The sequence below is a fragment of the Pseudoalteromonas sp. MTN2-4 genome, assembly GCF_042848605.1.
Classification (GTDB): domain Bacteria; phylum Pseudomonadota; class Gammaproteobacteria; order Enterobacterales; family Alteromonadaceae; genus Pseudoalteromonas.
Genome location: NZ_BTGK01000002.1, coordinates 215,844 through 241,968, shown reverse-complemented (window position 1 = coordinate 241,968; position 26,125 = coordinate 215,844). Strand labels below are relative to the sequence as shown.

General features: G+C 41.8%; 23 protein-coding genes. 15 read left to right on the top strand and 8 right to left on the bottom strand.

Features of this window, described 5'->3' with window-relative positions:
• Positions 1-20: 20 nt before the first annotated feature.
• Complete coding sequence (locus ACGHEH_RS06110; protein ID WP_349286862.1) at positions 21-215, bottom strand: hypothetical protein; 195 nt, start codon at positions 213-215, stop codon at positions 21-23.
• 282 nt (positions 216-497) lie between these two features.
• Between ACGHEH_RS06110 and ACGHEH_RS06105 the strand changes: the two genes are divergently transcribed.
• The 4 genes from ACGHEH_RS06105 to ACGHEH_RS06090 all read left to right on the top strand — a co-directional run bounded on the left by ACGHEH_RS06105 (position 498) and on the right by ACGHEH_RS06090 (position 8,772).
• Positions 498-1,892, top strand: coding sequence for an alkaline phosphatase PhoX (locus ACGHEH_RS06105; protein WP_390442908.1), 1,395 nt, complete (start codon positions 498-500; stop codon positions 1,890-1,892).
• A 239-nt stretch (positions 1,893-2,131) separates the two neighbouring features.
• Positions 2,132-5,458, top strand: a complete 3,327-nt coding sequence (locus ACGHEH_RS06100; protein WP_390442905.1) for a PDZ domain-containing protein — start codon at positions 2,132-2,134, stop codon at positions 5,456-5,458.
• A 251-nt stretch (positions 5,459-5,709) separates the two neighbouring features.
• Complete coding sequence (locus tag ACGHEH_RS06095; protein WP_390442902.1) at positions 5,710-7,266, top strand: AbgT family transporter; 1,557 nt, start codon at positions 5,710-5,712, stop codon at positions 7,264-7,266.
• 708 nt (positions 7,267-7,974) lie between these two features.
• Positions 7,975-8,772, top strand: coding sequence for an immunity 49 family protein (locus tag ACGHEH_RS06090; protein WP_390442900.1), 798 nt, complete (start codon positions 7,975-7,977; stop codon positions 8,770-8,772).
• A gap of 18 nt (positions 8,773-8,790) precedes the next feature.
• Here the strand turns inward: ACGHEH_RS06090 and ACGHEH_RS06085 are convergent, their stop codons facing one another.
• Positions 8,791-9,132 carry a hypothetical protein gene (locus ACGHEH_RS06085; protein WP_390442898.1) on the bottom strand — a complete coding sequence of 114 codons (342 nt, stop codon included), beginning with the start codon at positions 9,130-9,132 and terminating at the stop codon, positions 8,791-8,793.
• Positions 9,132-10,061, bottom strand: a complete 930-nt coding sequence (locus ACGHEH_RS06080) for a formylglycine-generating enzyme family protein (protein WP_390442895.1) — start codon at positions 10,059-10,061, stop codon at positions 9,132-9,134. The genes ACGHEH_RS06085 and ACGHEH_RS06080 overlap by 1 nt, the downstream gene beginning before the upstream one ends.
• A gap of 446 nt (positions 10,062-10,507) precedes the next feature.
• On the opposite strand from ACGHEH_RS06080, the gene ACGHEH_RS06075 reads away from it, so the two are divergent.
• From ACGHEH_RS06075 to ACGHEH_RS06060, 4 genes are read left to right on the top strand one after another with little or no spacing between them, the layout of a single operon-like run.
• Positions 10,508-11,206, top strand: a complete 699-nt coding sequence (locus ACGHEH_RS06075; protein WP_390442893.1) for a hypothetical protein — start codon at positions 10,508-10,510, stop codon at positions 11,204-11,206.
• Between the two features lie 10 nt (positions 11,207-11,216).
• A complete protein-coding gene (locus ACGHEH_RS06070) occupies positions 11,217-11,939 on the top strand; it encodes an SDR family NAD(P)-dependent oxidoreductase (RefSeq protein WP_390442890.1) in 723 nt (240 codons plus the stop codon).
• Positions 11,940-11,941: 2 nt separating this feature from the next.
• Complete coding sequence (locus tag ACGHEH_RS06065) at positions 11,942-12,505, top strand: hypothetical protein (RefSeq protein WP_390442886.1); 564 nt, start codon at positions 11,942-11,944, stop codon at positions 12,503-12,505.
• 10 nt (positions 12,506-12,515) lie between these two features.
• Complete coding sequence (locus ACGHEH_RS06060; protein ID WP_390442884.1) at positions 12,516-13,478, top strand: helix-turn-helix transcriptional regulator; 963 nt, start codon at positions 12,516-12,518, stop codon at positions 13,476-13,478.
• Between the two features lie 226 nt (positions 13,479-13,704).
• On the opposite strand, the gene ACGHEH_RS06055 is transcribed toward ACGHEH_RS06060, so the two are convergent.
• Both ACGHEH_RS06055 and ACGHEH_RS06050 read right to left on the bottom strand, forming a co-directional pair.
• Positions 13,705-14,388, bottom strand: a complete 684-nt coding sequence (locus tag ACGHEH_RS06055) for a hypothetical protein (RefSeq protein ID WP_390442881.1) — start codon at positions 14,386-14,388, stop codon at positions 13,705-13,707.
• Between the two features lie 90 nt (positions 14,389-14,478).
• Entirely contained in the window at positions 14,479-14,961 is a 483-nt protein-coding gene (locus tag ACGHEH_RS06050; RefSeq protein ID WP_138566718.1) for a GNAT family N-acetyltransferase, read from the bottom strand.
• A gap of 114 nt (positions 14,962-15,075) precedes the next feature.
• Between ACGHEH_RS06050 and ACGHEH_RS06045 the strand changes: the two genes are divergently transcribed.
• The 5 genes from ACGHEH_RS06045 (at position 15,076) to ACGHEH_RS06025 (ending at position 19,688) form a co-directional block, all read left to right on the top strand.
• Positions 15,076-15,981 (top strand): LysR substrate-binding domain-containing protein, encoded by a 906-nt coding sequence (locus ACGHEH_RS06045; protein ID WP_390442878.1) that lies wholly within the window; start codon positions 15,076-15,078, stop codon positions 15,979-15,981.
• 110 nt (positions 15,982-16,091) lie between these two features.
• Positions 16,092-17,822 carry a von Willebrand factor type A domain-containing protein gene (locus tag ACGHEH_RS06040; protein WP_390442876.1) on the top strand — a complete coding sequence of 577 codons (1,731 nt, stop codon included), beginning with the start codon at positions 16,092-16,094 and terminating at the stop codon, positions 17,820-17,822.
• A gap of 21 nt (positions 17,823-17,843) precedes the next feature.
• A complete protein-coding gene (locus ACGHEH_RS06035; protein WP_390442873.1) occupies positions 17,844-18,479 on the top strand; it encodes a sigma-70 family RNA polymerase sigma factor in 636 nt (211 codons plus the stop codon).
• Complete coding sequence (locus ACGHEH_RS06030) at positions 18,476-19,228, top strand: hypothetical protein (RefSeq protein ID WP_390442870.1); 753 nt, start codon at positions 18,476-18,478, stop codon at positions 19,226-19,228. Before ACGHEH_RS06035 ends, ACGHEH_RS06030 begins: the two co-directional genes overlap by 4 nt.
• 28 nt (positions 19,229-19,256) lie before the next feature.
• Positions 19,257-19,688: a GNAT family N-acetyltransferase gene (locus tag ACGHEH_RS06025; protein ID WP_390442868.1), complete on the top strand. Its 432-nt coding sequence runs from the start codon at positions 19,257-19,259 to the stop codon at positions 19,686-19,688.
• A gap of 15 nt (positions 19,689-19,703) precedes the next feature.
• Here ACGHEH_RS06025 and ACGHEH_RS06020 read toward each other — a convergent pair whose 3' ends face one another.
• Positions 19,704-21,674 (bottom strand): winged helix-turn-helix domain-containing protein, encoded by a 1,971-nt coding sequence (locus ACGHEH_RS06020; protein WP_390442865.1) that lies wholly within the window; start codon positions 21,672-21,674, stop codon positions 19,704-19,706.
• Positions 21,675-21,790: 116 nt separating this feature from the next.
• Here ACGHEH_RS06020 and ACGHEH_RS06015 point away from each other — a divergent pair, with 116 nt between their 5' ends.
• Positions 21,791-23,128 carry an FG-GAP repeat domain-containing protein gene (locus ACGHEH_RS06015; RefSeq protein WP_390442864.1) on the top strand — a complete coding sequence of 446 codons (1,338 nt, stop codon included), beginning with the start codon at positions 21,791-21,793 and terminating at the stop codon, positions 23,126-23,128.
• Between the two features lie 62 nt (positions 23,129-23,190).
• Positions 23,191-23,835 carry a DsbA family protein gene (locus ACGHEH_RS06010; protein WP_390442862.1) on the top strand — a complete coding sequence of 215 codons (645 nt, stop codon included), beginning with the start codon at positions 23,191-23,193 and terminating at the stop codon, positions 23,833-23,835.
• Between the two features lie 667 nt (positions 23,836-24,502).
• Here the strand turns inward: ACGHEH_RS06010 and ACGHEH_RS06005 are convergent.
• Together ACGHEH_RS06005 and ACGHEH_RS06000 are read right to left on the bottom strand one after the other, a co-directional pair.
• On the bottom strand, positions 24,503-24,682 hold the full coding sequence (locus ACGHEH_RS06005; RefSeq protein ID WP_390442859.1) for a hypothetical protein: 180 nt from the start codon (positions 24,680-24,682) through the stop codon (positions 24,503-24,505).
• Between the two features lie 134 nt (positions 24,683-24,816).
• Positions 24,817-25,929: an esterase-like activity of phytase family protein gene (locus ACGHEH_RS06000; RefSeq protein WP_390442857.1), complete on the bottom strand. Its 1,113-nt coding sequence runs from the start codon at positions 25,927-25,929 to the stop codon at positions 24,817-24,819.
• Positions 25,930-26,125: the final 196 nt, after the last annotated feature.

Genomic DNA, 26,125 nt, shown 5'->3' with positions numbered 1-26,125 from the left:
CCATCTAGACTTTTACTTATTTAAAGGCTTGTCAGGCCAAAAATTGAAAATGACAGAGTAGCTACCGATCCAATCGCCAACATAGTGTATTCAGTTACCTTCTGTTGGTAGCGATTTTCATCACCTTTAGGTTCTAAAATAATCATTAAAATACCAGTAATGAAAAAAGCAAAAGAGTAGATAACGAGGATCGTTAAAAGCGTATCAGTAAACATGATGGCCTCAATGTATTAAGCACGAATAAAAAACGTTGTTTCATTGTGGATCACAACGAAAGCAGCACAGACCGCGCAATTCTATCTCAATGTTCATACCTCATCCATAAAATCTAACCTGACGATATCAAAATAAAATTCGACCTTTTCATATGCTTTGCATATAACGCCTTTAATCTAGGCTAATAAGAGATAAAAACAATGTTGATAATAGAATGCTTTTGTTACATTATCACAAAATCGGTTAGAGTAATTGTACGAATTTAAATTTTGGGGGAAGTAATGGTCTCACGTAGACAATTTACATTCAGTGCTGCGGCATTGGCTTTTTCGGGGTTAACCGTCAATATGATGGGCTGTCGCAGCAAAGAAGGCAATAGTGTGGCTTTGGCTGACATGCCGCTGTCATCAGGGTATGGCGATTTAGTTTCCGACAAAAATAATATCCTAGACTTGCCGCCAGGGTTTAGTTATCGAGTGATCTCACAACTCGGCGATAAAATGGATGATGGTATGCCAGTACCAGACAATGCAGATGGTATGGGGTGTATCAAATTAGATGAAGATCGTGTGGCTTTGGTTCGTAATCACGAGCTGGCTCAAAAGCACATAAAAAAGTCAGCTATGCCATGGCAGTCTTTTAAATCAAATAAAAGTTACGACAATTTAAAATCTGGTACAGCTTTACCAGGCGGCACCTCAACACTGGTTTACAACCTAAAAACGCAAACATTAGAAAAACAGTACATGAGCCTGATAGGTACAATCAGAAATTGTGCGGGCGGTACAACGCCTTGGGGCACCTGGCTAACGTGTGAAGAGTCAGTCGATCGTCCCGATGGCAACATCTCAAAAGACCATGGTTATATTTTTGAAGTACCCGCAGAGGCGAATGGGTTAGTAGAGCCAAAACCATTAGTCGCTATGGGTCGCTTCAACCATGAAGCGGCAGCTGTCGACCCAAGAACCGGCATTATTTATCTGACTGAAGACAGGGGTGATAGTCTACTTTATCGCTTTATTCCAAAGGTAAAAGGCCAGTTAAGTGAAGGGGGAACATTACAAGCCCTTGTCGTTAAGCAAAAGCCACAGTTTGATACTCGAAACTGGGCTGAAAACAGCATGGCATTGGGTGATTGGTTAGAGGTTGAATGGATCACGCTTTCAAACCCTGAAAGTCCCAATGATGATTTACGCGCGCAAGGTTATGAAGCGGGCGCAGCGCTGTTTGCGCGTGGTGAAGGTATTCATTTTGGCACTAATGAATTGTATTTCTGCTGTACCAATGGAGGGCAAAAACAATTTGGCCAAGTAATGCGTTATCAGCCATCAGCCTTTGAGGGCACAGCGCAAGAATCTCAGCACCCAGGTTTATTACAGCTATTTGTTGAGAGTACTGATGGTAGTCAGTATAACTTTGGTGACAACTTAACGGTGACTCCACAAGGCCATTTATTGGTGTGTGAAGATCAATACACCGATGTAACCCGAAACTTTTTAAGAGGCGTGACACCAAAAGGTGCAGTATATCCGTTTGCAAAACTTCACATTCAAACAGAGCCTGCAGGTGCGTGTTTCTCTCACGATGGAAAAACACTATTTGTAAATCTTTACTCACCGACCAAAACCCTCGCTATTACAGGCCCTTGGGAGCAGTTTTCTGCACAGAAAGGCTAACCGATTTTGATACCTGAAATCTTAGAATTTTAGGTGGGCTAAGGTCTTAAGGAAGCAATTTATTACAATTGCTTCCTTTCAATTATAAATTTGCGCCTGTTTAATAATCTGGCTTTTGATAGAGGTTGTTCCTGATATGGGTTTTTGTGTTAGCATCAAAATGTAGCTAACAGTCTAAAAGTTATCATTTTTTACTCTTGTTAGGTGACAAGCAATAAGGAAAATAGAGAAATATAACAATGAAGAATATTATTTCAGCCGTTGCACTGGGCGTGATCAGTGCTTTTTCAGCCAATGCGGCTGATGAGACTCGACTTTTAAGACAACCGACGCTTAGCGATTCTCATATCGGGTTTGTTTATGGTGGAGATGTCTGGGTGTCAGACCTCAAAGGTGAAAACCTTAAGCGAATTACAAGTACGCAAGCAGTTGAAACTGAACCACATTTATCACCTGATGGTGAGACTATTGCATTTAGCTCTAATCGAAACGGCCAGCAATCTGTCTATATTGTGCCTGTTGCGGGGGGAGAGCCAAAACGTCTCACTTGGCATGCAAACAATGCGTATGTAAGAGGCTGGACGCCAGATGGCAAAAAGGTGTTATTTGCTTCTTCTCGTGGTACCGCACCAAAGCGCTATGAGCGTTTATGGACCGTGTCTGTCGATGGCGGAGCACCAGAGCTTGTTACGCATCAATGGGGCTTCAATGGCGCATTTTCAAAAGACGGTGACAAACTCATTATTGACCGTATGAGTCGCTGGGATAGCGAGTGGCGTAACTACAAAGGCGGCCAGAATACCCCACTTGTGCTACTTGATTTAGAAACACAAGAAGAAACCCAACTACCTCACTTCGATACGTCAACAGATATTGAGCCGGTGTGGCTTAAAGGCAAAGTGTATTATTTGTCAGATAGAGATTGGATATCGAATATTTGGGAATATGACCCAAAAAGCAACAAAACCAAACAAATCACTAAATTTAAAGGTGGTGACATTAAGCAACTTGCCAGCAATGGTAAGCAATTAGCATTTGAAAAAGACGGCTATTTGTATACTTATAATGTAAAGCGCAAACGTGCTAAAAAGCTCGACATTAACATACAAGCCGACTTCCCATGGGCAGAAACTAAGTGGCAAAACGTTGCTAGCAGCGCTAAAAATGCCTCTTTATCGCCTTCTGGCAAACGCGCGTTATTCGAATCGCGTGGCGAAATATTCACAGTGCCTGTCGAGCATGGCTCAACGCGTAATTTAACCAAAGATCATAGTTCAGCCGATAGAGCGCCAATTTGGTCACCAAAAGGCGATAAAATTGCTTGGTTCTCTGATGAAGGTGAGCAAGGTTATAAATTAGTGTTACAAAACCAAGATGGTATGGGTGAGCGTAAAACCATTTCGATTGGTGAGTCGAAAATGGCCTGGGAACCACAGTGGTCACCGGATGGTAAGTATATTGCCTTTGTTGATGACGATGTGCGTTACCGTTTAGTCGATTTAGAATCTGAGACGATTAAAACCATTGATGTCGGCGGTAACAATTTAGAACGTGGTCGCACAGGTTTAACTTGGGCACCCGACTCAAAATGGTTAGCGTATGCCAAGCAAGCTGATAATGGCTTTAAACAAATCAAAGTTTGGTCTTTAGAAGAAGGGCAAAGCCGTGCCATAACAAACCGCATGGCTAATTCAGTTTCGCCTGCATGGGATCAAAGTGGTAAACATTTATTTTTCTTAGCCAGTACTGACTATGGTCTAGACAGTGGTTGGGCAAATACAAGCTCAATGTCGGCAGATCATGAGTATGCGCCTTACATTATCAATCTTGCCAAAGATCTAGATTCACCTTTTGCACTGCGAAGCGATGAAGAAAAGGTGAAAAAAGAAGCTAAGCCTGACGAAGGTAAAGCAGATACAGATACAGATAAAAAGGCTGATAAAGCGGCAAAAGCTGAGTCTTCAGATAAGCCAAAAGATGCGTCTAATAAAAAAGAAGGCAAAGACAAAAAGAAAGATGGCGTCGTTGTTAGCATAGACTTTGATAACATTGAACGTCGCATTATGCCACTACCTATGCCTGAAGGCCGTTACAGCGGTGTGATACATGGTCCAAAAGGCAGTGTGTTCTTTGCTAAACGTGCCGACAAAGGTTGGTCTTTCTCACTACATAAATACAGTGTTAAAAAGCGTAAGGCAAAGCCATATGTAAGCGGTATCAGTGATGTGAACATTTCTGCTGATACCAAAAAGCTCATAGTGAAAAAAGGCCGCAGTTGGCATGTGGTCGATGCAACTAAACCATCTGTAAAACTGGGTAAGCCACTTAAAGTTGATTTAGAAACGCGTTTAGACCGTCAAGCAGAATGGCGTCAAATGTTTGTTGAAGCATGGCGTTATCAACGTGACTACTTCTACGACCCTGATATGCATGGTCGTGATTGGGATGAAGTGTTTTCACGTTATGAGCCTTTGGTTGAGCATGTTAAACACCGCTCGGACTTAAATTACTTACTTGATATGGTTAACGGTGAGCTGTCTGTTGGTCACAGCTTTGTATTCGGTGGTGATATGCCAGATGTTGAAAAACGTCGAGCGGGCCTATTGGGTGCAGACTTAGTTCAAGATAACGGTTATTGGAAAATCGACCGAATTTATACCTCAGAAAGCTGGAACCCGAAACTAAAAGGTCCATTAGATCAGCCAAATCTAAAAGTAGCAGAGCAGCAATATATCGTTTCGATTAATGGCCAGCCGCTTACAGCAAACGATAACCCTTATGCGCTATTAGACGGCACCGCGGGTAAACAAACGACCTTGAAAGTAAACGACAAGCCAGACTATGAAGGGGCGCATCAAGTGATTGTTGAGCCGATTTCAAGTGAGTATGGCCTTCGTCAGCGTGCTTGGGTTGAAGACAACCGTCGCTTAGTTGATAAGTTGTCAGACGGCAAGCTTGCTTATGTGTGGGTGCCAAATACTTCAACACCTGGTTTTACGTCATTTAACCGTTACTTCTTTGCGCAACAAGACAAAATGGGCGCGGTGATCGATGAGCGCTTTAATGGTGGTGGTTTATTAGATGACTACATGGTTGATTTAATGAATCGCAAGCTGCGTGCTGCGATCACCAATGAAGTACCAAACGGCAAACCTATGCTATTACCTGCGGGTATAAAAGGGCCAAAAGCTCTGCTTATCAACGAGCTAGCTGGTTCGGGTGGTGACTACTTCCCATGGGCGTTTAGACAGCAAAAAGTGGGCAAGCTGATTGGTGCAACAACCTGGGGTGGGGTAGTGAAATCATCGGTGCATTATCCACTGGTTGATGGTGGCGCACTGACAGCACCAGATAATGCCGTGTTTGACCCTATCAACAATGAATGGGTAGGTGAAAACAAGGGGATCGCGCCTGATATTAAGGTGTATCAAGATGCACGTTCGCTTTCGCAAGGTAAAGACCCTCAGCTAGAGCGCGCAGTATCAGAGCTAATGAAAGAGCTTGAAGGCAAGTCGCCACTTAATATTAAGCCGCCTAAGTACTCAACCCCAGCGGTAAAACCATAAATCTAACTTTACGTAAATTGTAAATTAAAGCGGCTACTTCGCAGGAAATAGCCGCTTTTCTTTGCAAAGTTGCAAGTCAATTTACAAGTAAATGAGCTTTTAATTGTTACATTATCTCGCTATTATGTGGTTTTATCTTGTTTGTTTCTGATTTGTGACAAAATCATTAAACTATTTGCGCTATTAGTGCTCTAAGTGGGTTAATGCTGAACAAAGAGCATAATTAAAATAACAAAATAGGAAGTAAAAAAGTGTCGACAAGTGAAGTAGCTCAGCCGAGCAGCGGCGGTATCGTTGCATTTATTGAAAAGGCAGGTAAAAAAATACCCGATCCCATCATTATTTTTATGTGGTTTTTGGTATTCGTATTTGCCTTAACCGCATTAATAGGCGGTTTAACGTTCGAAACACAAAGCGCCGATGGCAGCGCCATAACCCATACCATCAAAAATATGACCGAAGCCGAACATGTTCGTTGGGTATTTGATAATGCTCTGCTGAATAACTGGCTCGGTTTTGGTGGTGGCGTATTAGGGGTCATCTTAATCGTGATGCTAGGTGTTGGGGTGGCCGAAAGCTCAGGCTTATTCAATGCCCTTATCAAGAAAATTGGTACGCGTTTAAATGAGAAATTTTTAGCGCCAGCGCTTATCTTTTTAGGGATCATGAGCTCAATCGCAACCGATGCGGGTTACCTTATTCTTATTCCTTTGGCTGGTCTCTTGTATGCCGGCCTTGGTAAAAACCCGATGATAGGTATGGCGGCTGCATTTGCCGGTGTATCAGCAGGGTTCAGTGCCAACTTAATTCCTGCAACGCCAGTGGATGTGATCATTGGTTTGAATGCACAAATTTTTGCTGAATCTCAAGGCATACCTTTCCAAGCGGCAGATGGCAGTGCGCTAACACCAGCAACCATGCATTACTACTTTATTTTTGTCTCGACCTTTATGCTGGTGGGTTTAGGTGCTTGGGTAACCAAAAAGTTCATCGAACCTAAGTTTAAAGACATGCCTTATGATCTGCCTGAAGGTATGGACTTGTCTGATTTCTCAGTGACTGAAGACGAGAAAAAAGGTCTTCGCGCCGCATTCTGGGGTTTGCTTGCTTCAATTGGTTTAGTCGTTTTGTTGGCGCTAGGACCGCTAGCTCCATACGAAAATGAAGCGGGTAAAACCGTGACGCCCTACCTAAATAATGTAATTTTGTTGATCACCTTTATTTTTACCTCAGTAGGTGCTGCTTTTGGTGTCGCAACAGGTAAATTTAAAAGCCTGATGGACGTAGTCAAAGCCATGGTAGCGCAAATGAATACCATGGGTTACATCTTAGTGCTTACCTTCTTCTGTTATAACTTCTTAGGCATTTTAGGTTACTCAGGCTTAGGTACATACATCACTTATCTAGGCGCAAGTGGTTTATCTGCAATGGGCCTACAAGATTCACCAATTATGTTGATCATCGGCTTTGTATTAACCACAGCGTTGATTAACCTATTCGTTGGTGGTTTAACATCAAAGTGGATGCTATTGGGGCCAATATTCGTACCTATGCTGTATGCAGTCAACCCAGCCATGACGCCAGAACTTGTCGCCGCTGCATATCGAGTTGCAGACTCATCAACAAATATCATCACTCCGATGATGACGTATGCCGGTGTTATTTTAGCGTTTATGCGTAAGTACAATAAAAATCTCAGTTTCGGTGATGTGATCACTATGATGATCCCTTACTCACTGACCTTCTTAGTGTGCTGGACTGGCTTATTAATCGCGTTCTTCGCGTTCAACATCCCGTTTGGGTTCTAAGTGCAGAATACACGTTGCGCAGCAAGGTTATTTCTGCGCAAGGTGAAGTAAGCCGTTTTATACACTGTGGAGAAGTACTCTGTAAGCGAGATTACTTTTGCGCAAGGTGAAATGAGCAAGTTTAACCGCTCTGACTAGTTTTTGTTGCGCAGCAAGATTACTTTTGCGCAAGGTTGACGAGTGTCCGGAACGTAGTTCCGCAGCGCGAGGAAGTGAGGGTATGGATACCCGAAGGGCAATGCTACAGGGAAGTAATACGGCTCGAATACTGCCTACTCTTTTAATTTTTTAGCAAGGCTAGCGCCGAGCGTGAGGCCCAGGATGGCCGAACCGGATCCAAGCTACAGGGACGTAATACAACACAATACTTTTCTTACAAAGAGTAGCGTTTTAACCTTAGTCTTAAAATCTCTCATTTGTCGCATTGATAACTTTAGCCAAATGGTGTCAGTGCTAATGAAAATATGCACCCATGAAGCTTCAACCCAAAGAGATTTAGATGTTTAGGACTAATTTCTTTGTTTGTTAGAAGGCGGCTCATGCGCGACCTTCCTCGGCCATATATATTACTGATAAAGCGTAGATTTATAACCAGTGGGCGTTATAAGATTAACTAAATCATGCATAGAAGAAAAACGCCATGAAACACATAAAAACCCATGCTAAATACCAAAAAGATCCTGAAAAAAAATCATCACATTACGTAAATTGGCAAGAGATAAGTACCAACGTAAAGTAAATTTAATTAAAAATGCTCCGCCGCTCGATAATCAACTTTCAAGGCTAATCGGTCGTGTCGAAGAAGAAGCGCGAATAGCGTTTACTAGAAGCTTTGCAGTCTATAAAGAGACACAAGCAGACAGTGATTTAGACTATGCACTGACCATGTTACGGCTAAGTAAAAATGCCACCGATGCAAAAGCCAAAGCTTATATGGCCAGCCCTAACCCCGTTGAAGTTGAGGTCAGTGAGTTTGCAGGCCCATTGCAATATAACACTTTTATCCCGCTTCGCAGGTGGCTCGAGAGTTTAACCCAGGCTTTGAGCTTTCGTGACCACGACATGGTGGCTTTATTACTTCAACACACCAGTGAAAAAGCCATAGTTGATAAAGACGATAGTTCCAAAATCTTTACGCGTTTAAAGGTTGACTATCTCAAAGGCATGTTGGATGACACCGCCCCTCATGAGCGCTTATGGCGTAATTTTGTCAATGCCTTTCCGCGAAGAGATGCCATAGATGCGTTTTACATCGACCCATACATGCCGTATTTCTACATTGCCATCGGAGATGAAAAAGGCTTCGAACAAGCCATGATAACGGCCACCCAAACCCATAAAAAGATGGCCCAACGTGTCAACTCAGTAACCCATTATGGATTTGAAGACTATCCGCCTGAGCTGCTCGGCGCAGCCAGTTTGGCTTTTGATAAACACGGTTGGACCTTAAAACATAAAAATGATTACTTACCCCCCATGTGGATATACAACCAATGGCAACTATAGGCCTTGTCTGGGGGAGTATTAAGGTATATTTTGAGTTAAGCACTCAACGTGTATTTTTTGCCAATGTTCGAGCCTTGATAAGGCTAAGCTTTGACCCGCGACAGGTGTGTTGATGGTTTTTATACGGGTGCCTTCTTCAAGGACCCGCATTTTCACTGCACCTTGGCAAAATTGTTTTGCATCGTACTCACTGCCAATGTTGAGTAAATCGGGGCGCTCAGAACGGCACAACATAGTAAATGAGCGTGTTTGATTGGCTGTTTGCGCTTGTTTATCGCAACTTGCTGCAAAATAACGATTAACACACCCTGATATCAGTAAGGTTAAACACCCAACGAGGAGTAAACGCAGCCAGTACATCACGACTGCTCGTCATGAATGAGATCATGTAAGCTCACCGCTAAACGGGCACCTATCCCAGTATCAGCAGCGCTTGTACTACAAGGAATTCGTAATGTTGAGCGATTAAGGTTCCAATCATACCCTAACCATCCGCCGCGCAAAATACCGTCGGGAGACTGCAAGCCAGTTCTGTGAGGTATTTGTGAGGGTACCCCTGTGTTGTATTCATAGGCATCATCCTCGACCCACTCGGCAAAATTACCAATCATGCCCACTAGACCAAATGCATTGGCTGGTTTTTGCTCTTCAAATGTTAAATTCCGATAATCATCTGCCTTAAATGGAACATTTTCACTCACCCAAGCTTTACTTAGGTCTGGTTCATCTCCCCAGTAATAAATCGAATTAGAGCCAGCTTTACAGGCATATTCCCATTCCATCTCACAGGGAAGGCGTAAGTTAAATGGCTTAAAGAGCATTGCTACTTCTTCTTTTGATATGACGTCGATACCAGCAGAAGGCGCATTATCACGATGGGCTTTTCGTCCGCCTACACTCTCCCATTGTGCTTGAGTGATGACAAACTCAGCCATAAAAAAAGGGGCGAGCTTAATGGGGTAGCTCTGTTCATAATCATTTTCATCTAAAGGCATACACGAACGCCCAAACTCATCAACAACCATTTGATAACGCTCAGGAGATAGCCCAACTTTATATTCCTCACAACCTGGGATTAAATGAAACACCATATTGGTCTTAATGTGTTTAAAACGAGCAATATTGAAAGTAAGGTTGGCACAACTAAAAGGCTCAATGGCAATAAATTCAAAATGTTCTGTAAGGTTGGTGGTGTTTAAAAGTGATGCGATGGCTGCCTGTTGCGCTTCCAAAGTGGCATTTTGCCATAAGCCAATATTGTCAATCAGTTGTATAGTAGGCTTGTCCATAAATTAGCAGTGTTATTTTATAATATGTTGAGTGTAATGATTCCATGTTTCACTGATAAAGCCAAGTGATCATTGCAAAGTTAGTTTTTTAGTTTATTTAATTTAATCAATTGATTATGGTTTTTAGGGTTGCTGTTCGCTGTGACGCTGATAATACGAGGCAAAAGATATAGAGCATTGTCTCGGCATCCCAGAATCTGTTACCTTAAATTTAATTTAGGGTTCATGTTTTATCGGTTGTGATTCAAACACTATTTTGTGCGATATAAAATCGTGCCTACAACACTGCAAACTACTCGAACTCAACTTGTAGGCTCGGCTTTATCCCGCGCTTTCTCTTTGGTTCTAAAACGCATCTACAAATCTCAATTTGGCGTAAATATTCAATTCATCCGCTTTGCAAATTCCTACACTGGCTCAGTAATTATTACTCAGGAAACGAAATTATGAGCTTACTGACCGTAAATAACTTGTTTGCCTCTGCAAAAAGTTACGACTTAACGCTGCAAAACCCAAGACCGACTTTTTCTATGACTATGTCGTTGAGTGTCGACAACCAGTCCGTATTACACATTTGCCGTAAATGGTTTGCTGTCGGGCAAGACCCAGTCGCAACCGAGACTCTAGCTTGGTCTGTCGCAAATGGGTTACAGCGTCTTGAGATGGCACAACCGAGTTTAAATGAAACAGGGCTGCTCTTTCATAAATCAGGAGAGGGGGAGTTTGTATTAAGCAGTCCGAAAACAAATTTACAACGTAAAACCAAAACTAATCGCTTTACGTACGAGCCTGCATCGTTGTTAAGCATCCCTTTTGAGGTGGCTAAGCGCTGGGATGCACTCAAAGCTGGTGAGGTGTTTTACTTTGATTATGTGGTACTCAAAGTTCAGGCACACACCAAAATAAAAGTGCAAGCCAGGATTGAAAACGATCAGCTTGTTGTCAAAGTCACGCCTGCTTCTTGGTTTTGGCGATTAGTGTTTGGTTCAACTCGATTTTATTTTGATAAAGACAAACCAGTACTCAGAAAAATCAACGGTTTAATTGAACCTAGAGACAAAAAACACAACGGAAAATATAAAGAGTACCTTGCTAACGTCGAGCTCGAGCAAGAACTAGATCTCAGTGCATTGGTAAAGCTATAAGGACATGAACATGACGAAAACGATTTTAATCACAGGCGGCACTCGAGGGATCGGCGCGCAACTTGTTGAGCAGTATTTACAAAAAAACTATCAAGTTATTGCCACTGGAAGTAATCCAAATTCAGTTGGCCAAGCCCGCAAGCTTAACCCTCAAGTACATTGGTTGGTCTGTGATTTATCAGTGCTCAGTGATGTTGAAACACTGGCAAATAAGCTCGAGGCTAAGAAATTAGACCTTGTTATTCACAATGCTGGGGTGCAACAACCCAGAAACTATGTATCGAGCGCCCTGTATGAAGTAACAGAGCAACAAGAAACGATGATTAATCTTACCTCGCCCATGTTGCTGACACGTTTACTATTTAAAAATGTACAAAGTGCTCAGGGGACTTGGGTATTTGTCACATCAGGCTTGGCCATTGCACCAAAACAAAGCTCGGCGGTGTATTGTGCTAATAAAGCGGGCTTACGGGTTTTTAGTAAGTCTTTACGAGCTCAGATCACTCAAAACAATCAGCAAGTCCGCGTTTGTGAGGCTATTTTACCTTTGGTCGATACAGATATGACAAGAGGGCGTGGTAGGGGGAAAATCTCTCCAGAGCAAGCTGCACAAGAAATAATGATGGGTATTGAACGTCACGAAAAAGAAATCAGAGTGGGTAAAACCAAATGGTTGATGCGCCTGAGACGCTTGTTTCCCAACCTTGCTGAAAGTGTCATGTTGAGGGCGTAATTATGCGTAAGAATAATCAAAGTATCGCAACCAAGGTGCTGTCTTGGCTAAAACGAAATGGCAGTAAACCTAAAGCAGTGCCTATGCTTGCAGGCCTCTCGATTGGCGACTTTTTTATACCTGCGTTACCGACGCAAACCTCAGTGATTTTGCTCGCTTGGTTGCAACCTCAACAACGGGTGTTTATCGCTTTGCTATTTGCAATGGCAGCAGTTATAGGTAGTGGCATCTTGATTGGTTTAAGCTTGTTGCTCGAGAGCTTTATTCAGGCATCTATTCCAAGCGAGCAATCAGATTTTTATGCAAAGTGGTTACAGCTAAAAGCCTGGATAAACGATTATGGCTTGCTGGCCTTGTTTGCCATGTCTGTGTTTCCAACACCGCCACGAAGTTTAGTGGTATTAAGTATTTTGTCAGGGCTGTCAGGTTTGGCCATCATGATAACGGTCTTTTTAGGTAAATTACTTTGGTTCTCATTGGTGGTGTTTATCGTCACAAGCGCGCCAAATTGGTTGATGTCATTACCTTGGCTTGGTAAAAAACTACAACCTATCTTAACGCGCTAGGAGTTTTAAAATGAGTGCATCTGCGAGCAAAAATGCGGCTTTTGCAAGCCAAGCTATGATGGATATATTACGTGCAGGTGCAAAACTGAACGGGTTTGCCATTGAACCTTCTGTCAAAGCGGTAAACCAAAGCAAAGTACCTATTACTTCTAAACGAGCTTTACTACAGGCTTTTGTTGATAAGTATGGAATCGAGAATATTTTAAAGTTGGGGCAAGGTGTGTCTCAACTTTTACATACACCGCTGAGTATGGCTTTGTTAGTCGGCTCAGAGCCACAAAGTTTATTATCTAAATGGCATCGACTTGAGCGCTATGTGCATGCTTTGCATTACACTGAAAGCGATTTCAGCCAAGGTCAAATTAATATAAAGCACCTTTCAAGAGGCGAGGAGCTGCCAAGTTTGGTCGAAGATTTAGCCGTGATGAGTGTGTTATGTGCACTGTTATCTTACTGTGGCGCCAGCAAAATAACCTTGTCTGGTCAGGCTGACAGCGAAACTTTATTGTTTGATTTTGAGACACAGACAACTTTGTGCGAGTCGATACAAGCTTGTTCTAGTTGGGTGATCCGTTATGAGCCTTGTGCTCGCCATAAACAAAATAGTCTGCCTCTATTTGCAAATGAAGACGAACAAGCTTTATTAGCCAGTTGGCAGAGCAAAGTCGAACAAGCGATTATCGCAACAGGATTTGTTGAAACTACTATTGATAAAGTCGCCATGCAGCTTTGTGTTTCAGCGCGCAGCTTACAACGGCACTTGCAGCAAGAAAACCTGAAGTTTGCGCAATTATTGCAACAGGAAAGGGTGAAATATGCATCCAAACTACTCATGCAAAAACAAATGAGTTTGGCTGAAATTGGCTTCTTATGTGGTTTTAGCGATCAAGCCCATTTCACTCGTATCTTTTCTCAATGTAACGGCATGACACCTAAGGCATATCTTGAGATGGCTTTTACCTTGCCCGTTTAATTATTTGCAAAGTAATGAGGTGCCGGTAAACACAGTTGCCGACACAAGCCATCCTATTCTTAAATTGAGTACAACGACTCATTAATACCAATCTTCAATAATACTTAATCATTTTGAGAGATTTAAACTGACGCTAGCTACGTTAAAATTTTCTTATTTAGAACAACTAAACAGCAAAAATTTCGCCTTGCTATCGACAAGTTTACATTGTCTCAAAATAGATCACTTAATTAAGAGAATTGGTATTAAGTTTTGAACCAGCGAATACAGCTTTATCAATTGTGGCTATGGGGTAATCTGCTTGGCTAAGCTCTTTCACTTCTAAGTAGGCCATCTTGCCCAAAAGCCTTTCAGGTGCAGGTAAAATGCCGCTAAAATCCTGCAAGTGGGTTGCGTCTTTGTTTAACGTCATCGTAATAGGGTCCATAAAAAACATCATGCCTATGGAGCCCGGACCTACTTCAATGATTAACGAATTGGATGTCTCGGCGATGAGTTCAAACTCAAATGGCGCAAGCTTTTTTGCCTTTATGATTGGGCCATGACACTTTATGCTTTTCCCCGCTTTGAGCTCTTTGAAGTACGCCTTCGCAAACTCAGGAAATAATTCAGGAATACAAATTGGAAGATTACTTCGCTTGTCTTGCCAAAGCATTTTGTTATTACTGTCAAAAGCAATCACTTTGCTGTGTGTGATGCTCAAGCGTCCTAACTGTGAGGCATGGCCTTGCAGGACTTGAAGGTCAAGGCCAGTTTGATGCCATGAAACCTGAGTGTCGTACATCAAGGTGTTATTGCCGTGTACACGATAAGATTTGCTGTTATTAGCTATATGTGAAGTCAGTTGGGTTGTTGCATTAGCCGACAGAGCGAAGAGCAAAGCGGCTAAGGGTAGGGCGGTATTTTTCATTTTGATCGCTTAATTATCAGTTTTGATATTAAAAGCGTAATCAAATAAGAAAAGGATTAATTGAAGATATCCGCCACACTTTGGAAGTGGTTACTTTTCTGCAAAATTCACCAGTGTTTCGCCACTCATGCGATAGCCAATCCACTCATGTTGTGGCTCTGCGCCTAATGATTCGTAGAACTCGCGTGATGGCGTATTCCAATCTAAACAGCTCCATTCAAATCTGCCACAGCCTTTTTCAACGGCGATTTGTGCTAAACGTTTGAGTAGTGCAATACCAGCCCCTTTGCCTCTGTGCTCTGGTGACACGTATAAATCTTCAAGATAAAGCCCAGGCTTTGCTAGCCAAGTTGAGTAGTTATAGAAATACACTGAGAAACCAATGGCTTCACCGTCTAATTCACAAATTAAACCATGCACACCACTGTGCTCTGCGAACATGCTCGACTTAATGGTTTCAGGTGTGGCTAACACTTCATGCTCTGCTTTTTCATAAATGGCGAGCTCTTTAATGAAATATAAAATGGTGTCGATGTCGGTGACTTCTGCGGGTCGAATGGTAAGTTGTGACATAGCGCTTCCTCTTAGAGCGTATTCGCTCGGTATCTACTTTTTTAATATATTAACCGAACGGAATAATGAAACCAGTGCATAATGTTCATAGTTAAATGAATATGGTGCAGGTTTATGGATCTCAAACAGTTTGACCTCAATTTATTACTGCTGTTCGATAAGCTTTATCATTATCGGTCGGTCTCAAAGGCCGCTGAGTCGTTATATTTAAGTCAGTCTGCGTTTAGTCACGGCTTAGCTAGGCTGAGAAAGCGTCTAGACGATCCTTTATTTATTCGAGTGAATAATCAAATGCAGGCGACTGAAAGCGCTGAGCAATTAGCCCAGTATGTAAAGCAAGCCTTGCCGTTACTAGAGCTAGGACTAGGTCAAGCAAGCGGGTTCGACGCAAGTCATAGTGAGAAAACATTCCGTATCGCCGCGACCGATTACACTGAGTTTTGTTTTTTGCCTAAATTAACTCGGCACTTTTCCAAACAAGCGCCGCATATTCAGATTGAGATCTTGCCAGCCAGTCCTTTACCTATTAAAGAGCAGTTGGAGCAACGAAACTTAGATTTCGTATTAGGCTTTGAGCATGACGAACACCCGCAAGCCGGTGTTGAGCAGCTTGCTTGGTTCAGTGACAGTTACAGTACCTTAGTGTGTAAAACGCACCCGAGAATAAAAAGTGCATTGTCTCTTGAGCAATTTTTACAGGAACAGCATATACGCATCGCACCGTGGGGAGAGTCACAAGGTATTGTCGACCAAGTATTAGCGAATTTGGGTCATACGCGTCATATTGCGTGTCAGCAAACCAGTGTACTTGTAGCTCCGCACCTAGTGGCTGGCAGCGAGTATTTATTAACCTTGCCGACTCAAGTTGCCAAACAAGTACAACAAGGGCAAAAACTAACAAGATTACCACCACCAATCACGGTGCCGGACTATCATTTACAGCTTTATTGGCATCCACTAAAAGCCAGTAATCAGGCCAATAGATGGTTTGTAGAGCAAGTTAAAGTCCTGTTTTTATAGGCTTAATCAAAACAAAAATAACTGGGGTAAAAAAACTTTAAAAATATTTCACCCCCTAATTCATAGTCGTCCGTTTATAGCAGTAAACCTTCTATAAAAAGAGACCGAATATGAAAACCAACAAGACCTTAATTGCTTTAACCCTTGGCGCTTTGTTTAGTTCTTTATTTATTACTGGTTGCTCGAATCAAGACAGCAAGAGTGAACAAACGGCGCAAAAAAACCAAGAACAATCGCAGCAAGAGCGTAAATCAGCTCCTGAAGCGATAGAAAAAATTATGGTGACGGGGAGTCAGATCACAGAGGTGCAAGCCGATGACCTTACAAATGCTAGAGCCGTTGAATATATGCAGCTTAGTCAACCACAAGCATTGATTGCAGCGCCTGAAATGCGCAAAAGAATTGCGCCGCCATCCCCTGAGTTTTTTGCTCATCCTGAGGAGCGTGATAATTACCTACCGAGCGAGAGCAATGGGGTATTTCAAGCCGCAATAACGCCTTTATCGACCTTTTCAGTGGATGTAGACACGGGCAGCTACACCAATATTCGCAGCTATTTAAGTATGGGGCAATTGCCACCGACCGATGCTGTACGTGAAGAAGCCTTTATTAATTACTTTGACTACAACTACAGCTTGCCAGAAGACAAATCGCAGCCGTTTGCGACTTTTACAGAGTTGGCCCCAGCACCTTGGAATGATGAACGCCATATTTTGCGTATCGGCCTGCAAGGTTATGACTTACCGGCAAGTGAAAGAAAACCTTCGAATCTGGTGTTTTTGGTCGATGTATCGGGGTCGATGCACGACAAAAATAAACTGCCTTTATTGGTGCAAAGCCTGACTATGATGGTAAAGCAGCTATCAGCCCGTGATACCGTGAGTTTAGTGACTTACGCCGGTAATGTGCAGGTGGTGTTAAGTCCAACTAAAGGCAAAGAAAAGCAAACCATCATAAATGCCTTAAAAGAGCTCAAAGCAGGGGGCGGCACCTATGGTGAGAGCGGTATCAAAATGGCTTATCAAGAAGCGAAAAAGGCCTTTATAAAGGGCGGAGTGAACCGGGTGATTTTAGCCACTGATGGTGACTTTAATGTTGGCACCACAAGCATCGATGCGTTAAAAGACTTGATCGCAGAGCAGCGCAAGCAAGGTATTTCGTTAACCACATTAGGTTTTGGACGAGGCAATTACAACGACGCCATGATGGAGCAGTTAGCCAACATAGGTGATGGTAATCACGCTTATATTGATACCCTACATGAAGCACAAAAAGTCCTGTTAAGACAAATGAGTGGCACACTGCAAAGTATCGCCAACGACGTGAAAATTCAGCTCGAGTTTAACCCCGCTGAGGTTAAAGAATATCGTCTGATCGGTTATCAAAACCGTTTATTAAAAGACGAAGACTTTAATAACGATAAAGTCGATGCCGGTGAAATTGGGGTCGGACATACTGTTACGGCATTGTACGAACTGACCTTAGCAGGTAATAAAGGGCAAGTGGATGAACTGCGCTATCAGCAAAAGAAAATGGTCAGTACCAGTGATGAATTACTTCAGGTGAAAATTCGTTATAAATTACCAGGCGACACCGAGAGTAAACTGATCAGCCAAGTGGTCAGTAAACAGCAAGTGTTACCCGACTTTGATAGCGCAAGCTCCGACTTTAAATTTGCAACCTCAGTGGCTGCATTTGCTCAAAAGCTAAAACAAAGCCAGTACCTTGGTGACATGAACTACCAAGATATTGCCAGTATTGCGCGGGCAAATAGAGGGGATGATCCGTTTAACTATCGCGGTGAATTTGTTAACTTGGTCGAATTGGCAAGTGCATTATAATACATAGAAATTCTAATATTTATGACTCAAATCGCGCAATTACAATCAGACACGGACGAAGCGCTGATGCTTAGCTATGGCAAAGGCTGCCAAGCCGCCTTTGCCGAGTTGTACGGCCGACACAAAGGGCCAATATATCGTTATGTGTGTCGTCAATTAGGTGCAAAGCATCAGGTTAAAGCCGAAGAGCTATTTCAAGAAGTTTGGCTTAGAGTCATCGATAATCGGGCCAGTTATACGGTTGAGGCTAAGTTCAGCACTTGGCTATATCGCATCGCCCATAATCTGTTGATTGATGAACACAGAAAACACACTGCGCGCGGTGAGCATCTAGCACTGGTTGATGAGGCGCCTAATAATAACGATAGTGCGTCACCTGAAGTGCTTAGTTCAAACCAAGACAATCACGAAAGTGAGTTACATAATGACTTCTTGCAACGGGCGATTAAGCACTGTGTAGAGTTACTGGTACCACAGCAAAGAGACGCATTTTTGTTGCGCCATGAAGCAGGATTTAGCGCAAGCCAAGTATGCGAAATTGTTGAGGCAAAACCCGAAACCGTGAAAACGCGATTGCGCTATGCCATGTCACAGTTAAGAGATTGTTTGCATCGCAAAGTAGACTCATCAGAAACCGGAGGCGCACGACAAGCATGAGTAAGCAATTTAGTGATGACGATCTCATCAAGCTTTATCAGCAAAATAACGACGCAATGCCGCCTAAACATATCGATGATGCTATTTTGGCGTGTGCAGCAGATGCCGTTAATGATGAAAATAAAGTTTTTGATCAAAAAGTATTTGGTAACAAAGCTTTAGAGAGTAAATCGCGAGCGCAACAAGCGACGAAAACCTCAAACAGGTGGTGGCAATATTCAGGGCTCGCAGCCGCCATCGTCGCCGTTGCCGTGTTAGCGCCTTGGCAGTATTACCAAGATCCCATGTTAGTATCAGTTGAATCAGCTGAAGTGCCTACAATTTCAAAAGCGAAGCAAGCACCAGAAAGTGCCCCACAAATTGAGCGAGTAGACATACAAGCTGAAGACGTGCAAATGGAACGAATAGAAGTCACAGGTTCGAGACTTGAACGCGCAGCGCCAGAGCAGAAAGCGCGAGCTGTTCAGGCTGTCTCACCAGTTATGTATGGCATTAATTTGTCTGAGCCAAACGCCAAGCCAAACGCCAAGCCAAATGCCGTGTTTAAAGATATTGTGGCAAGGCTAGAAAACAAAGATGAAGCAGGCGCCCAAAGCGCATTAATTAAGCTACTTAAAGAGAAGCCTGAATATCATGATGATATTCCAGAGCCATTAGAAGACTTATATCAAGCGCTTTTAAAAAGTGGCAAAATTGAGCGCCCAGAAACATCGTCAAAATCAGACGATAAATCGAAAGATAAGAATTAAAGATTGTGGCTTTAATCGAAGAGCAAATATGTACGCAATTAAACAAGGTCAACTCAGTGATATATTGGCTATCGAAACCAATATCCCTGAGTTTGGCACACCAAAAACGCTAGAAGTCATAAAGCAAAGGCTAGCAGATAAAACCTATTTACTGCTGGTGGCTTATCACAACGAGCAACCTGTGGGATATAAATTGGGCTATGCGCTGAGTGACATGGTTTTTTATAGCTGGTTAGGTGCAGTTATGCCTGAGCATAGAGGGTATGGTCTCGCACAGAAAATGCTAAACGAACAAGAAGCTTGGTTAAAAGCGCACAACTATCAAGCGGTGCAAGTGAAAACTATGAACCGCTTTCGAGCCATGCTCGCCATGTTAGTGAAGAACAACTACCACATCATTGATATTGAGCCCGGTGATACGTCGCTCGACAACAAGATACACTTTGAGAAAGTGATTTAATACTTTTGTTAAAGCTTATAGCAGCTTAATTTCGGATAAGCTCGAATTACCTTGAGTTTCTTTGTCATAGACAATCGTCGATTCGAATATATCTGACACAAATGCGTTTCTGGGTACCTCGCCAAGAAGCGTTTTCTCTTTGGTAGAAATGTTCATGCTATATACCACTTGTTTGTCTTTCTTTCGTTCACAATAAAATAAATTATCTTTATCTAATTGTAGACAGCTAGGAAGTCTCTCTAAATTTAAGTCAGAAAGATGAATGAGGTCACTTTTTTGTCCATTCACGCTATAAAGCATCAAAGTTCTGGAGCTTAGGTCATAGTAAAACAAGCCTTTTTGACCTCTTGTTGCAATGTATCCAGCGTCTAATGCAACGGTTTTGAGCTTCTGTTCCGACAGTTTAAAGCTAAGAAGGTCATATGAGTCAGAAGACTTTTTGCTAAAAAATAGTTCGTCATCAAACTCAGACCAACCTAACAAGTTAGAAGCGTGAGGGAGCTCAATTTTTAAAGTTAATTTTGAATCGATCTTTGAATAGAGAGCGAGAAACTTTCGCTGCTGAGACAGCATAGTGAATGCGATAAAATTTTCAGAATGAGAAGGGAATACTTTATCTATTAAATCAGCTTCAACGTTAGAGAGTCTTTTGCTTTCCGATGCATTTGACACCCATAACTCGTAATTTCCTGTCCGATTTGACGAAAAATATAAATTGTTCGAATGAGGGCCAATGGCTGCATTAAAATCAATACTGGGATGCGTTACATTTAGCGTTTTCGGACCTTGTGACCAAATATCAATACGGCGACTCTGTATGTTTAAAATTATACTGTTTAAACCCACGGACATATCTCGAATTGTATCAGCAGGCTTTAGGCTTTTTAATAAATTAAACTTATGCGTTTCTAAATTATATAACCAAACACCATTTTGCTTGTTATTTTTACCTGTGATGGCAATTTGACTGTTTTCGATATGCGCTAAAGCTGACATTCTAGTTAGAGGCAAATCTAAAGACGTTTTTTTATGGGTACTTACATTGAAAGAAACTAGCATTAACTTATTTTGTTCATTATTTGCTATATAAATTAATGTCTTATTATTTAAAAACGTAGGTTGCCAAGCATTTAACCCTAAACCTGTAAACTCAAATTCATTGTCGTTACTATCGACCTTGGTGATGACAATTTGCTTAGAGCCTTTGACTAGGGTCGTTAAAGCTAGATATGAATTATCAGGGCTGACAGCAAAATCTGATACAGGGTATTTAAACTTTTTCAGTGGTAGCCACTGCTTATTGGCAAACTGGATAAGTTCACACTCTTCACTACACCGAACAGAAGTTAATTTATTATTCAAAAAGTCTAACCCATGATAACTACCCGCATCATGGGTAAGTTGTGTCACTTGACCTGACAAAGTGTCTTTTTTGTATATATGTTTATTCTGAGGCTCTCCAGCGATGAAGGCAGTGAATTGATTGTTCGGCTCTTGAATTAGTTCATATATGTTGTCACTTCTAGAGTAAGTGAGTTTTTCTTCATAATTTTTTAAGTGCTCTTCATTTTTAGTGATATATGCAGCGGCAAGAATAAGGCTAAAACCGATAAGCAAAAAAGCAAAATGAAATGGTTTGAGAGGTAATTTAGACTGAGTTGCTGAATGTGAACCGTACTCCACTTGAGGAAGTAGCATATACCCTTTTCGAGGGATAGTTTTTATATATTTTGGTTGCTTGGGGTCATCGCAAAATATCTTTCTAAGTTCAAAAATTGCTCGAGTAACTAATTCAGGATCTACGACTTGGTTTGGCCAGACATGTTCTAAGATTTCTGTTTTACTATAAACCTTACCTGACTCTTGAGCGAGTAGGCACAAAACGTTCATTATCTTAGGTTCAAGCCTAAATTCTTTATTAAATAACTTTACCGAACTCGTTGCAGGGTCAATATAATAGTCGTAAATCTTGAATGAACGGTTCATAACATTATGAATTATTTAAATATAGTTACTTAATATTAACTTTATAAACTCCTCATTGCAATTAAGGCTTTTAGTTTTCATTCTGACCAAAACTACTCATAAATATAGGTCTAAAAATGAAAACTAAATTATCAATAATAGCTGCTTTGTTATCAGCGAGTAATTTTACTTTTGCTGATGAAATTGAACTAACTATAAAAAATAACGGCACGATTACTTACGGCGAAGCGTCGTGTTCTGAGAATTGCACCGTTAATACGACTGATGCAAATGTTCTGCTTGAACCTAGCTCAGAAAGCGAAGATCGCTTTAACAACTGGTCAGGGCAAATGTGTGATTACGGAAAAGGAGCGAGTTTTGTCAAAACAGCAAAGCGTATCAGTAATCCAGGAGGTGGAGCTAAAACGTTACAGGTGCTAGATATTAACAATGATGGACAGCCTGACTTATTTGGAATTAGCTTATTTTCTGGTGGCGTAACTCAGTCAGTCAATCTTGGTAATGGGGAGTTTGAGACAGAAAACGTCATCACAAACTTAGTTTATCCTGCGGCTTTAGATAGCATAGATTGGAATAACGATGGTTATGAAGATTTGTTAGTAAGTGACTATGCTACGTCAACAATTAAAGTTTACCTTAATGACGGCAATGGCAAATTGGCACATTTTGAAGATATTAAAATACCAGGTGTGAAAACGTATTCTTTTAGCGCTTTCAAATCGAAAAGCTCAGAACACCCTCAATTAGTTATTTCGAGCTTTTCGGCTGACACCAGCGGAAACTTATTTAGATTGGTAGAAAGTATTACTAACGGCAAAACCGCAATTTATACAAGAGAAGATGGGCAATTCCAAGAACTAAAAATATTGTCTGATAGAGCAGGGATTACGTTAGACACTTACTTAGACGATGAAGAGAAGTTGAATATTGTCTCTGCTGATATAGCAAGTAAAGAAGTGGTGACTTACTCTGAGTCGAATAATTTTGCAATGAAAGTCGTTGATACTAGCAACGCGCCTTACGGTGCTGGGTTTGCTGACTTAGACAAAGATGGCTTACAAGATATTGTAACTGCGCATTATGGACCTTTTAGCTTAAGAGTCATCTTTGCTGAAGATAAAAATGAGTACTCAGCAGTACAAGAAATAGCGGTTGGTAGAGATGGTTTAACTGCTGTGGCAATTGCTGACTTTGATGCAGACGGGTTAAATGATGTTGCCACGGGAGAATTTAATAATAATAAGTTTGAGTATTATCCGATGAATTCATACAAAGGTTGCGGGTTTAATAAGGGGTCTAGTGCAAAAGTGACAGCAAACTTTGCTGAAAGCTCATCAACAACGCCTTCACCTACATCACCGACACCAGAAACGAGCACTTCTGACTCAGGCGGAAGCTTTCCTGTTTGGTTGTCTTTTTTAGCAGGCTTATTGTTCATTAGACGTTTTAAGTAAGAAAAAGCACCCATTTTGGGTGCTTTTTTATTTTCAAACTGCGTAGACTGTTATGTATTCAAATGAATATAGAAAACAGTATGCGCTTTATTTATGTAGTCGATCCTATGTGTGCATGGTGCTATGGCTTTGCGCCTGAGCTTGCAGCATTTTTACAACAACACTCAGAGATTCAAGTTGATTGGATCATGGGCGGTCTTGCCCCAGATAATGACCAACCAATGGATGAAAGTCTGCGCAACGCAATCGCTGGCTATTGGCAGCAAATAGAACAACGCACGCAAGTGAGTTTTAATCATGATTATTGGCAGTTAAATACTCCATATCGCTCGACCTACCCAGCCTGTCGCGCCGTGATAGCAGCAGAAACCTTAAACCCCAACAGTGCAAAGCATATGGTTAAAGCCATTCAATCTGCGTATTACCAAAAAGCGCAAAACCCATCTTTACAACAAACGCTCGTTGAATGCGCGGTAAGTATAGGTTTGGATAGCGCTGAGTTTGAAAAAGTGTTGTTATCGGCTGAAACTGAAAATCAGTTACAGCAGCATTTGGGTTTGGTGCAACAGCTTAGAGTGAGTGGTTTTCCGGCGTTGTTTTATGTGAATGATAATAATGAAGCGTTTGCTTTAGCGTTGGGGTTTTGTGAGGTAGGGGATTTAGAAGAAAGATTTAATAAGTGCAAAAATAACAATGCATGGCAATGATTAACTACAACCTCGGTAGCAGCGGCTTTATGCCGCGATTTACCTTGCAAAATATACGTTGCGAAGCAAGGTTACTTTTGCGCAAGGTGAAATGAGCAATCTTAACTATTGATGTGGAATACTCAATCAGTATTTGTGTAGTTCGTGCTTTAGCGCGACAGGTTTGAAATCAGCCTTCAATTTAACTCTTTGTCGCGTTGGCGACGACAACCAAAGGGCGGCTGCCGCCGACCGCCCTCTGGACTCCCTCGGCGCCCCTCTATCTCGCTGTTTCTTTAAACAAGCAATTGATATGAACGTAAACGGCTGAATAGTCCATCCATGAACTAAATCAGCCTTGCAGCGCATCCATGCGCTGACATTACTCATCAATTACTTATTTTCAGGCGAGATAGAAGGGGAAAGGGCGTTGTCTGTTGGTTTTGAGAGAAGGTCACAGTATGCAATATCTGCCACCAAAAATTCTAGAATTTGCCTTTCGATAGCAGCGGTTTTATGACGCGATTTCTAACTGTTTTTCGTCATTCTGAACTTGTTTCAGAATCTATGCATTGCTCATCATTTATCTTCAATTTGACTTTTTGTCGCGTTGGCGACAGCAACCAAAGAGGGGCTGACGCTGGCCCCTCTCTGGACTCACCCAGCGCCCTTCATCACACTAGATCCCTCAAACAATAAATTGATATGAACGTAAACGCCATGAAGGTACGTCCATGTACAAGCATGGCTTGGCTCGCATCCATGCGAGCACATTACTCATCAATTTATTGTTTTCAGGGTGTGATAAAAGGGAAAGGGCGTTGTCTGTTGGATTTGTGAATAGGCTAAAAGCTACAATATCTGTCACCAAAATTCTAGAATTTGCATTTCGGTAGCGGCGTAAAGCCTCTGCTACAGGAAAAGTATTACGCAGCTACAGCTAAAACTGCTCATTTCACCTTGCGCAAAAGTAACCTTGCTTCGCAACGTGTATTTTGCACGTTAATCCATTACCTCAAACAACAACACCTGATTCAATTGCGGGCCATGCACATTATAATTATTATCCGCCACCATCAGTAAACTACGATTACCATTCGCTAAAGTCGGGCCAAACGTCAAACCCTCCAAGTTATCAATCTGCTTCGACCCTAACTTGTCGGTAATAGTCGCTAAATCTAACACCAAGGTTTTCTTCGCGGCTTTAAACGACTGGTTTTTTAAAGAAGCAATGTTCGATGTGTCCGTTGCGTCTTGTATATCGATTAAGTAAATACTCACATTGTTGCCACCGTCTTTTAACCCAGATGTGTAAGCGCGTTCCATGGTTAAAAATTGCTGTTCGTTGATTTGTAAGATCTCAACTAAACCCGTGGTGCGAAATGCATCGGGTTTAGCACCTTTGCGGTCTACCAGTGGTTCAACGTAATAGGCGAACTGTTTTTGCATTTGCTTGCTGACAAATTCAAAGTGTGAAATACGGACCATGCTGCCGTGTTTTAAGGTAGCTTCTTCACCATCTTGTTTTAGTGCGCCTTCCATCGACACCCAAATACCTTTACCCGACATATCGAGTGTCACACCTTCAAACACCGCGTTATGACGTGGGCCGATGTTTTTACCGATGTTAAACATGCTAGGTAGCGTAAAAGTAGTTTGAGTTTGGTCTATGTCACCTGTGAGTGATTGCATAAAAATAGCAGGCGGTTTGTTGTATTTCACACTGCCTTCACTGGTCCAAACGATACTGTTTTGCTTAGGTGCAGGAATTAAACTTTCAGGGTCGACAACTCGCTTGTTCGACTTATTTCCCATCAGGGGAAATGATTTTTCAAACGTGATATTGCTGATTTTCGTGTTTTCTACCTCAGTACCTTCGATACTGATTTTGGCCTGAAAATAGCGTGGCTTTTCATAATCATCAGCAATCATTAAGTACTTGCCGTTTACGAACTCAATACTAGATAAGCCACCGACTTTATCACCATCAACGCTTAGCTCTGCAGGGATTATGTATTCGTCGAGGAAGTTAAGTTTTATGGGGGCTGTGTGTGCAAAAACGTTTGTAGAGAGGCTCGCCGATAACGCGAAAGCCGAAAATATTAAATTGCGCATTGTTTTACTATATCGAATAAAAATCTGAACGACGAATATACGTGGCTGAAGTTTAGATTGCATCTTATTCGGATGAAAAAATAGACAAATTATTAGGGGAATGAGCTTAAAATGATGTTGGCTTTGAATATTATCGCGAAATAGAATTGTGGTTTTAGTTGGTTTAGTGCAATTTCGTTGTTGGTATTAGTATCAG

What these genes read in the sequence shown, in the direction of transcription:
- ACGHEH_RS06105 (WP_390442908.1), top strand. Translation starts at nt 498, where the DNA reads ATGGTCTCACGTAGACAATTTACATTCAGTGCTGCGGCATTGGCTTTT.
- ACGHEH_RS06025 (WP_390442868.1), top strand. Translation starts at nt 19,257, where the DNA reads ATGTACGCAATTAAACAAGGTCAACTCAGTGATATATTGGCTATCGAA.
- ACGHEH_RS06075 (WP_390442893.1), top strand. Translation starts at nt 10,508, where the DNA reads ATGAGCTTACTGACCGTAAATAACTTGTTTGCCTCTGCAAAAAGTTAC.
- ACGHEH_RS06015 (WP_390442864.1), top strand. Translation starts at nt 21,791, where the DNA reads ATGAAAACTAAATTATCAATAATAGCTGCTTTGTTATCAGCGAGTAAT.
- ACGHEH_RS06010 (WP_390442862.1), top strand. Translation starts at nt 23,191, where the DNA reads ATGAATATAGAAAACAGTATGCGCTTTATTTATGTAGTCGATCCTATG.
- ACGHEH_RS06080 (WP_390442895.1), bottom strand. Translation starts at nt 10,061, where the DNA reads ATGGACAAGCCTACTATACAACTGATTGACAATATTGGCTTATGGCAA.
- ACGHEH_RS06085 (WP_390442898.1), bottom strand. Translation starts at nt 9,132, where the DNA reads ATGTACTGGCTGCGTTTACTCCTCGTTGGGTGTTTAACCTTACTGATA.
- ACGHEH_RS06065 (WP_390442886.1), top strand. Translation starts at nt 11,942, where the DNA reads ATGCGTAAGAATAATCAAAGTATCGCAACCAAGGTGCTGTCTTGGCTA.
- ACGHEH_RS06055 (WP_390442881.1), bottom strand. Translation starts at nt 14,388, where the DNA reads ATGAAAAATACCGCCCTACCCTTAGCCGCTTTGCTCTTCGCTCTGTCG.
- ACGHEH_RS06060 (WP_390442884.1), top strand. Translation starts at nt 12,516, where the DNA reads ATGAGTGCATCTGCGAGCAAAAATGCGGCTTTTGCAAGCCAAGCTATG.
- ACGHEH_RS06100 (WP_390442905.1), top strand. Translation starts at nt 2,132, where the DNA reads ATGAAGAATATTATTTCAGCCGTTGCACTGGGCGTGATCAGTGCTTTT.
- ACGHEH_RS06000 (WP_390442857.1), bottom strand. Translation starts at nt 25,929, where the DNA reads ATGCGCAATTTAATATTTTCGGCTTTCGCGTTATCGGCGAGCCTCTCT.
- ACGHEH_RS06045 (WP_390442878.1), top strand. Translation starts at nt 15,076, where the DNA reads ATGGATCTCAAACAGTTTGACCTCAATTTATTACTGCTGTTCGATAAG.
- ACGHEH_RS06030 (WP_390442870.1), top strand. Translation starts at nt 18,476, where the DNA reads ATGAGTAAGCAATTTAGTGATGACGATCTCATCAAGCTTTATCAGCAA.
- ACGHEH_RS06110 (WP_349286862.1), bottom strand. Translation starts at nt 215, where the DNA reads ATGTTTACTGATACGCTTTTAACGATCCTCGTTATCTACTCTTTTGCT.
- ACGHEH_RS06020 (WP_390442865.1), bottom strand. Translation starts at nt 21,674, where the DNA reads ATGAACCGTTCATTCAAGATTTACGACTATTATATTGACCCTGCAACG.
- ACGHEH_RS06035 (WP_390442873.1), top strand. Translation starts at nt 17,844, where the DNA reads ATGACTCAAATCGCGCAATTACAATCAGACACGGACGAAGCGCTGATG.
- ACGHEH_RS06050 (WP_138566718.1), bottom strand. Translation starts at nt 14,961, where the DNA reads ATGTCACAACTTACCATTCGACCCGCAGAAGTCACCGACATCGACACC.
- ACGHEH_RS06070 (WP_390442890.1), top strand. Translation starts at nt 11,217, where the DNA reads ATGACGAAAACGATTTTAATCACAGGCGGCACTCGAGGGATCGGCGCG.
- ACGHEH_RS06040 (WP_390442876.1), top strand. Translation starts at nt 16,092, where the DNA reads ATGAAAACCAACAAGACCTTAATTGCTTTAACCCTTGGCGCTTTGTTT.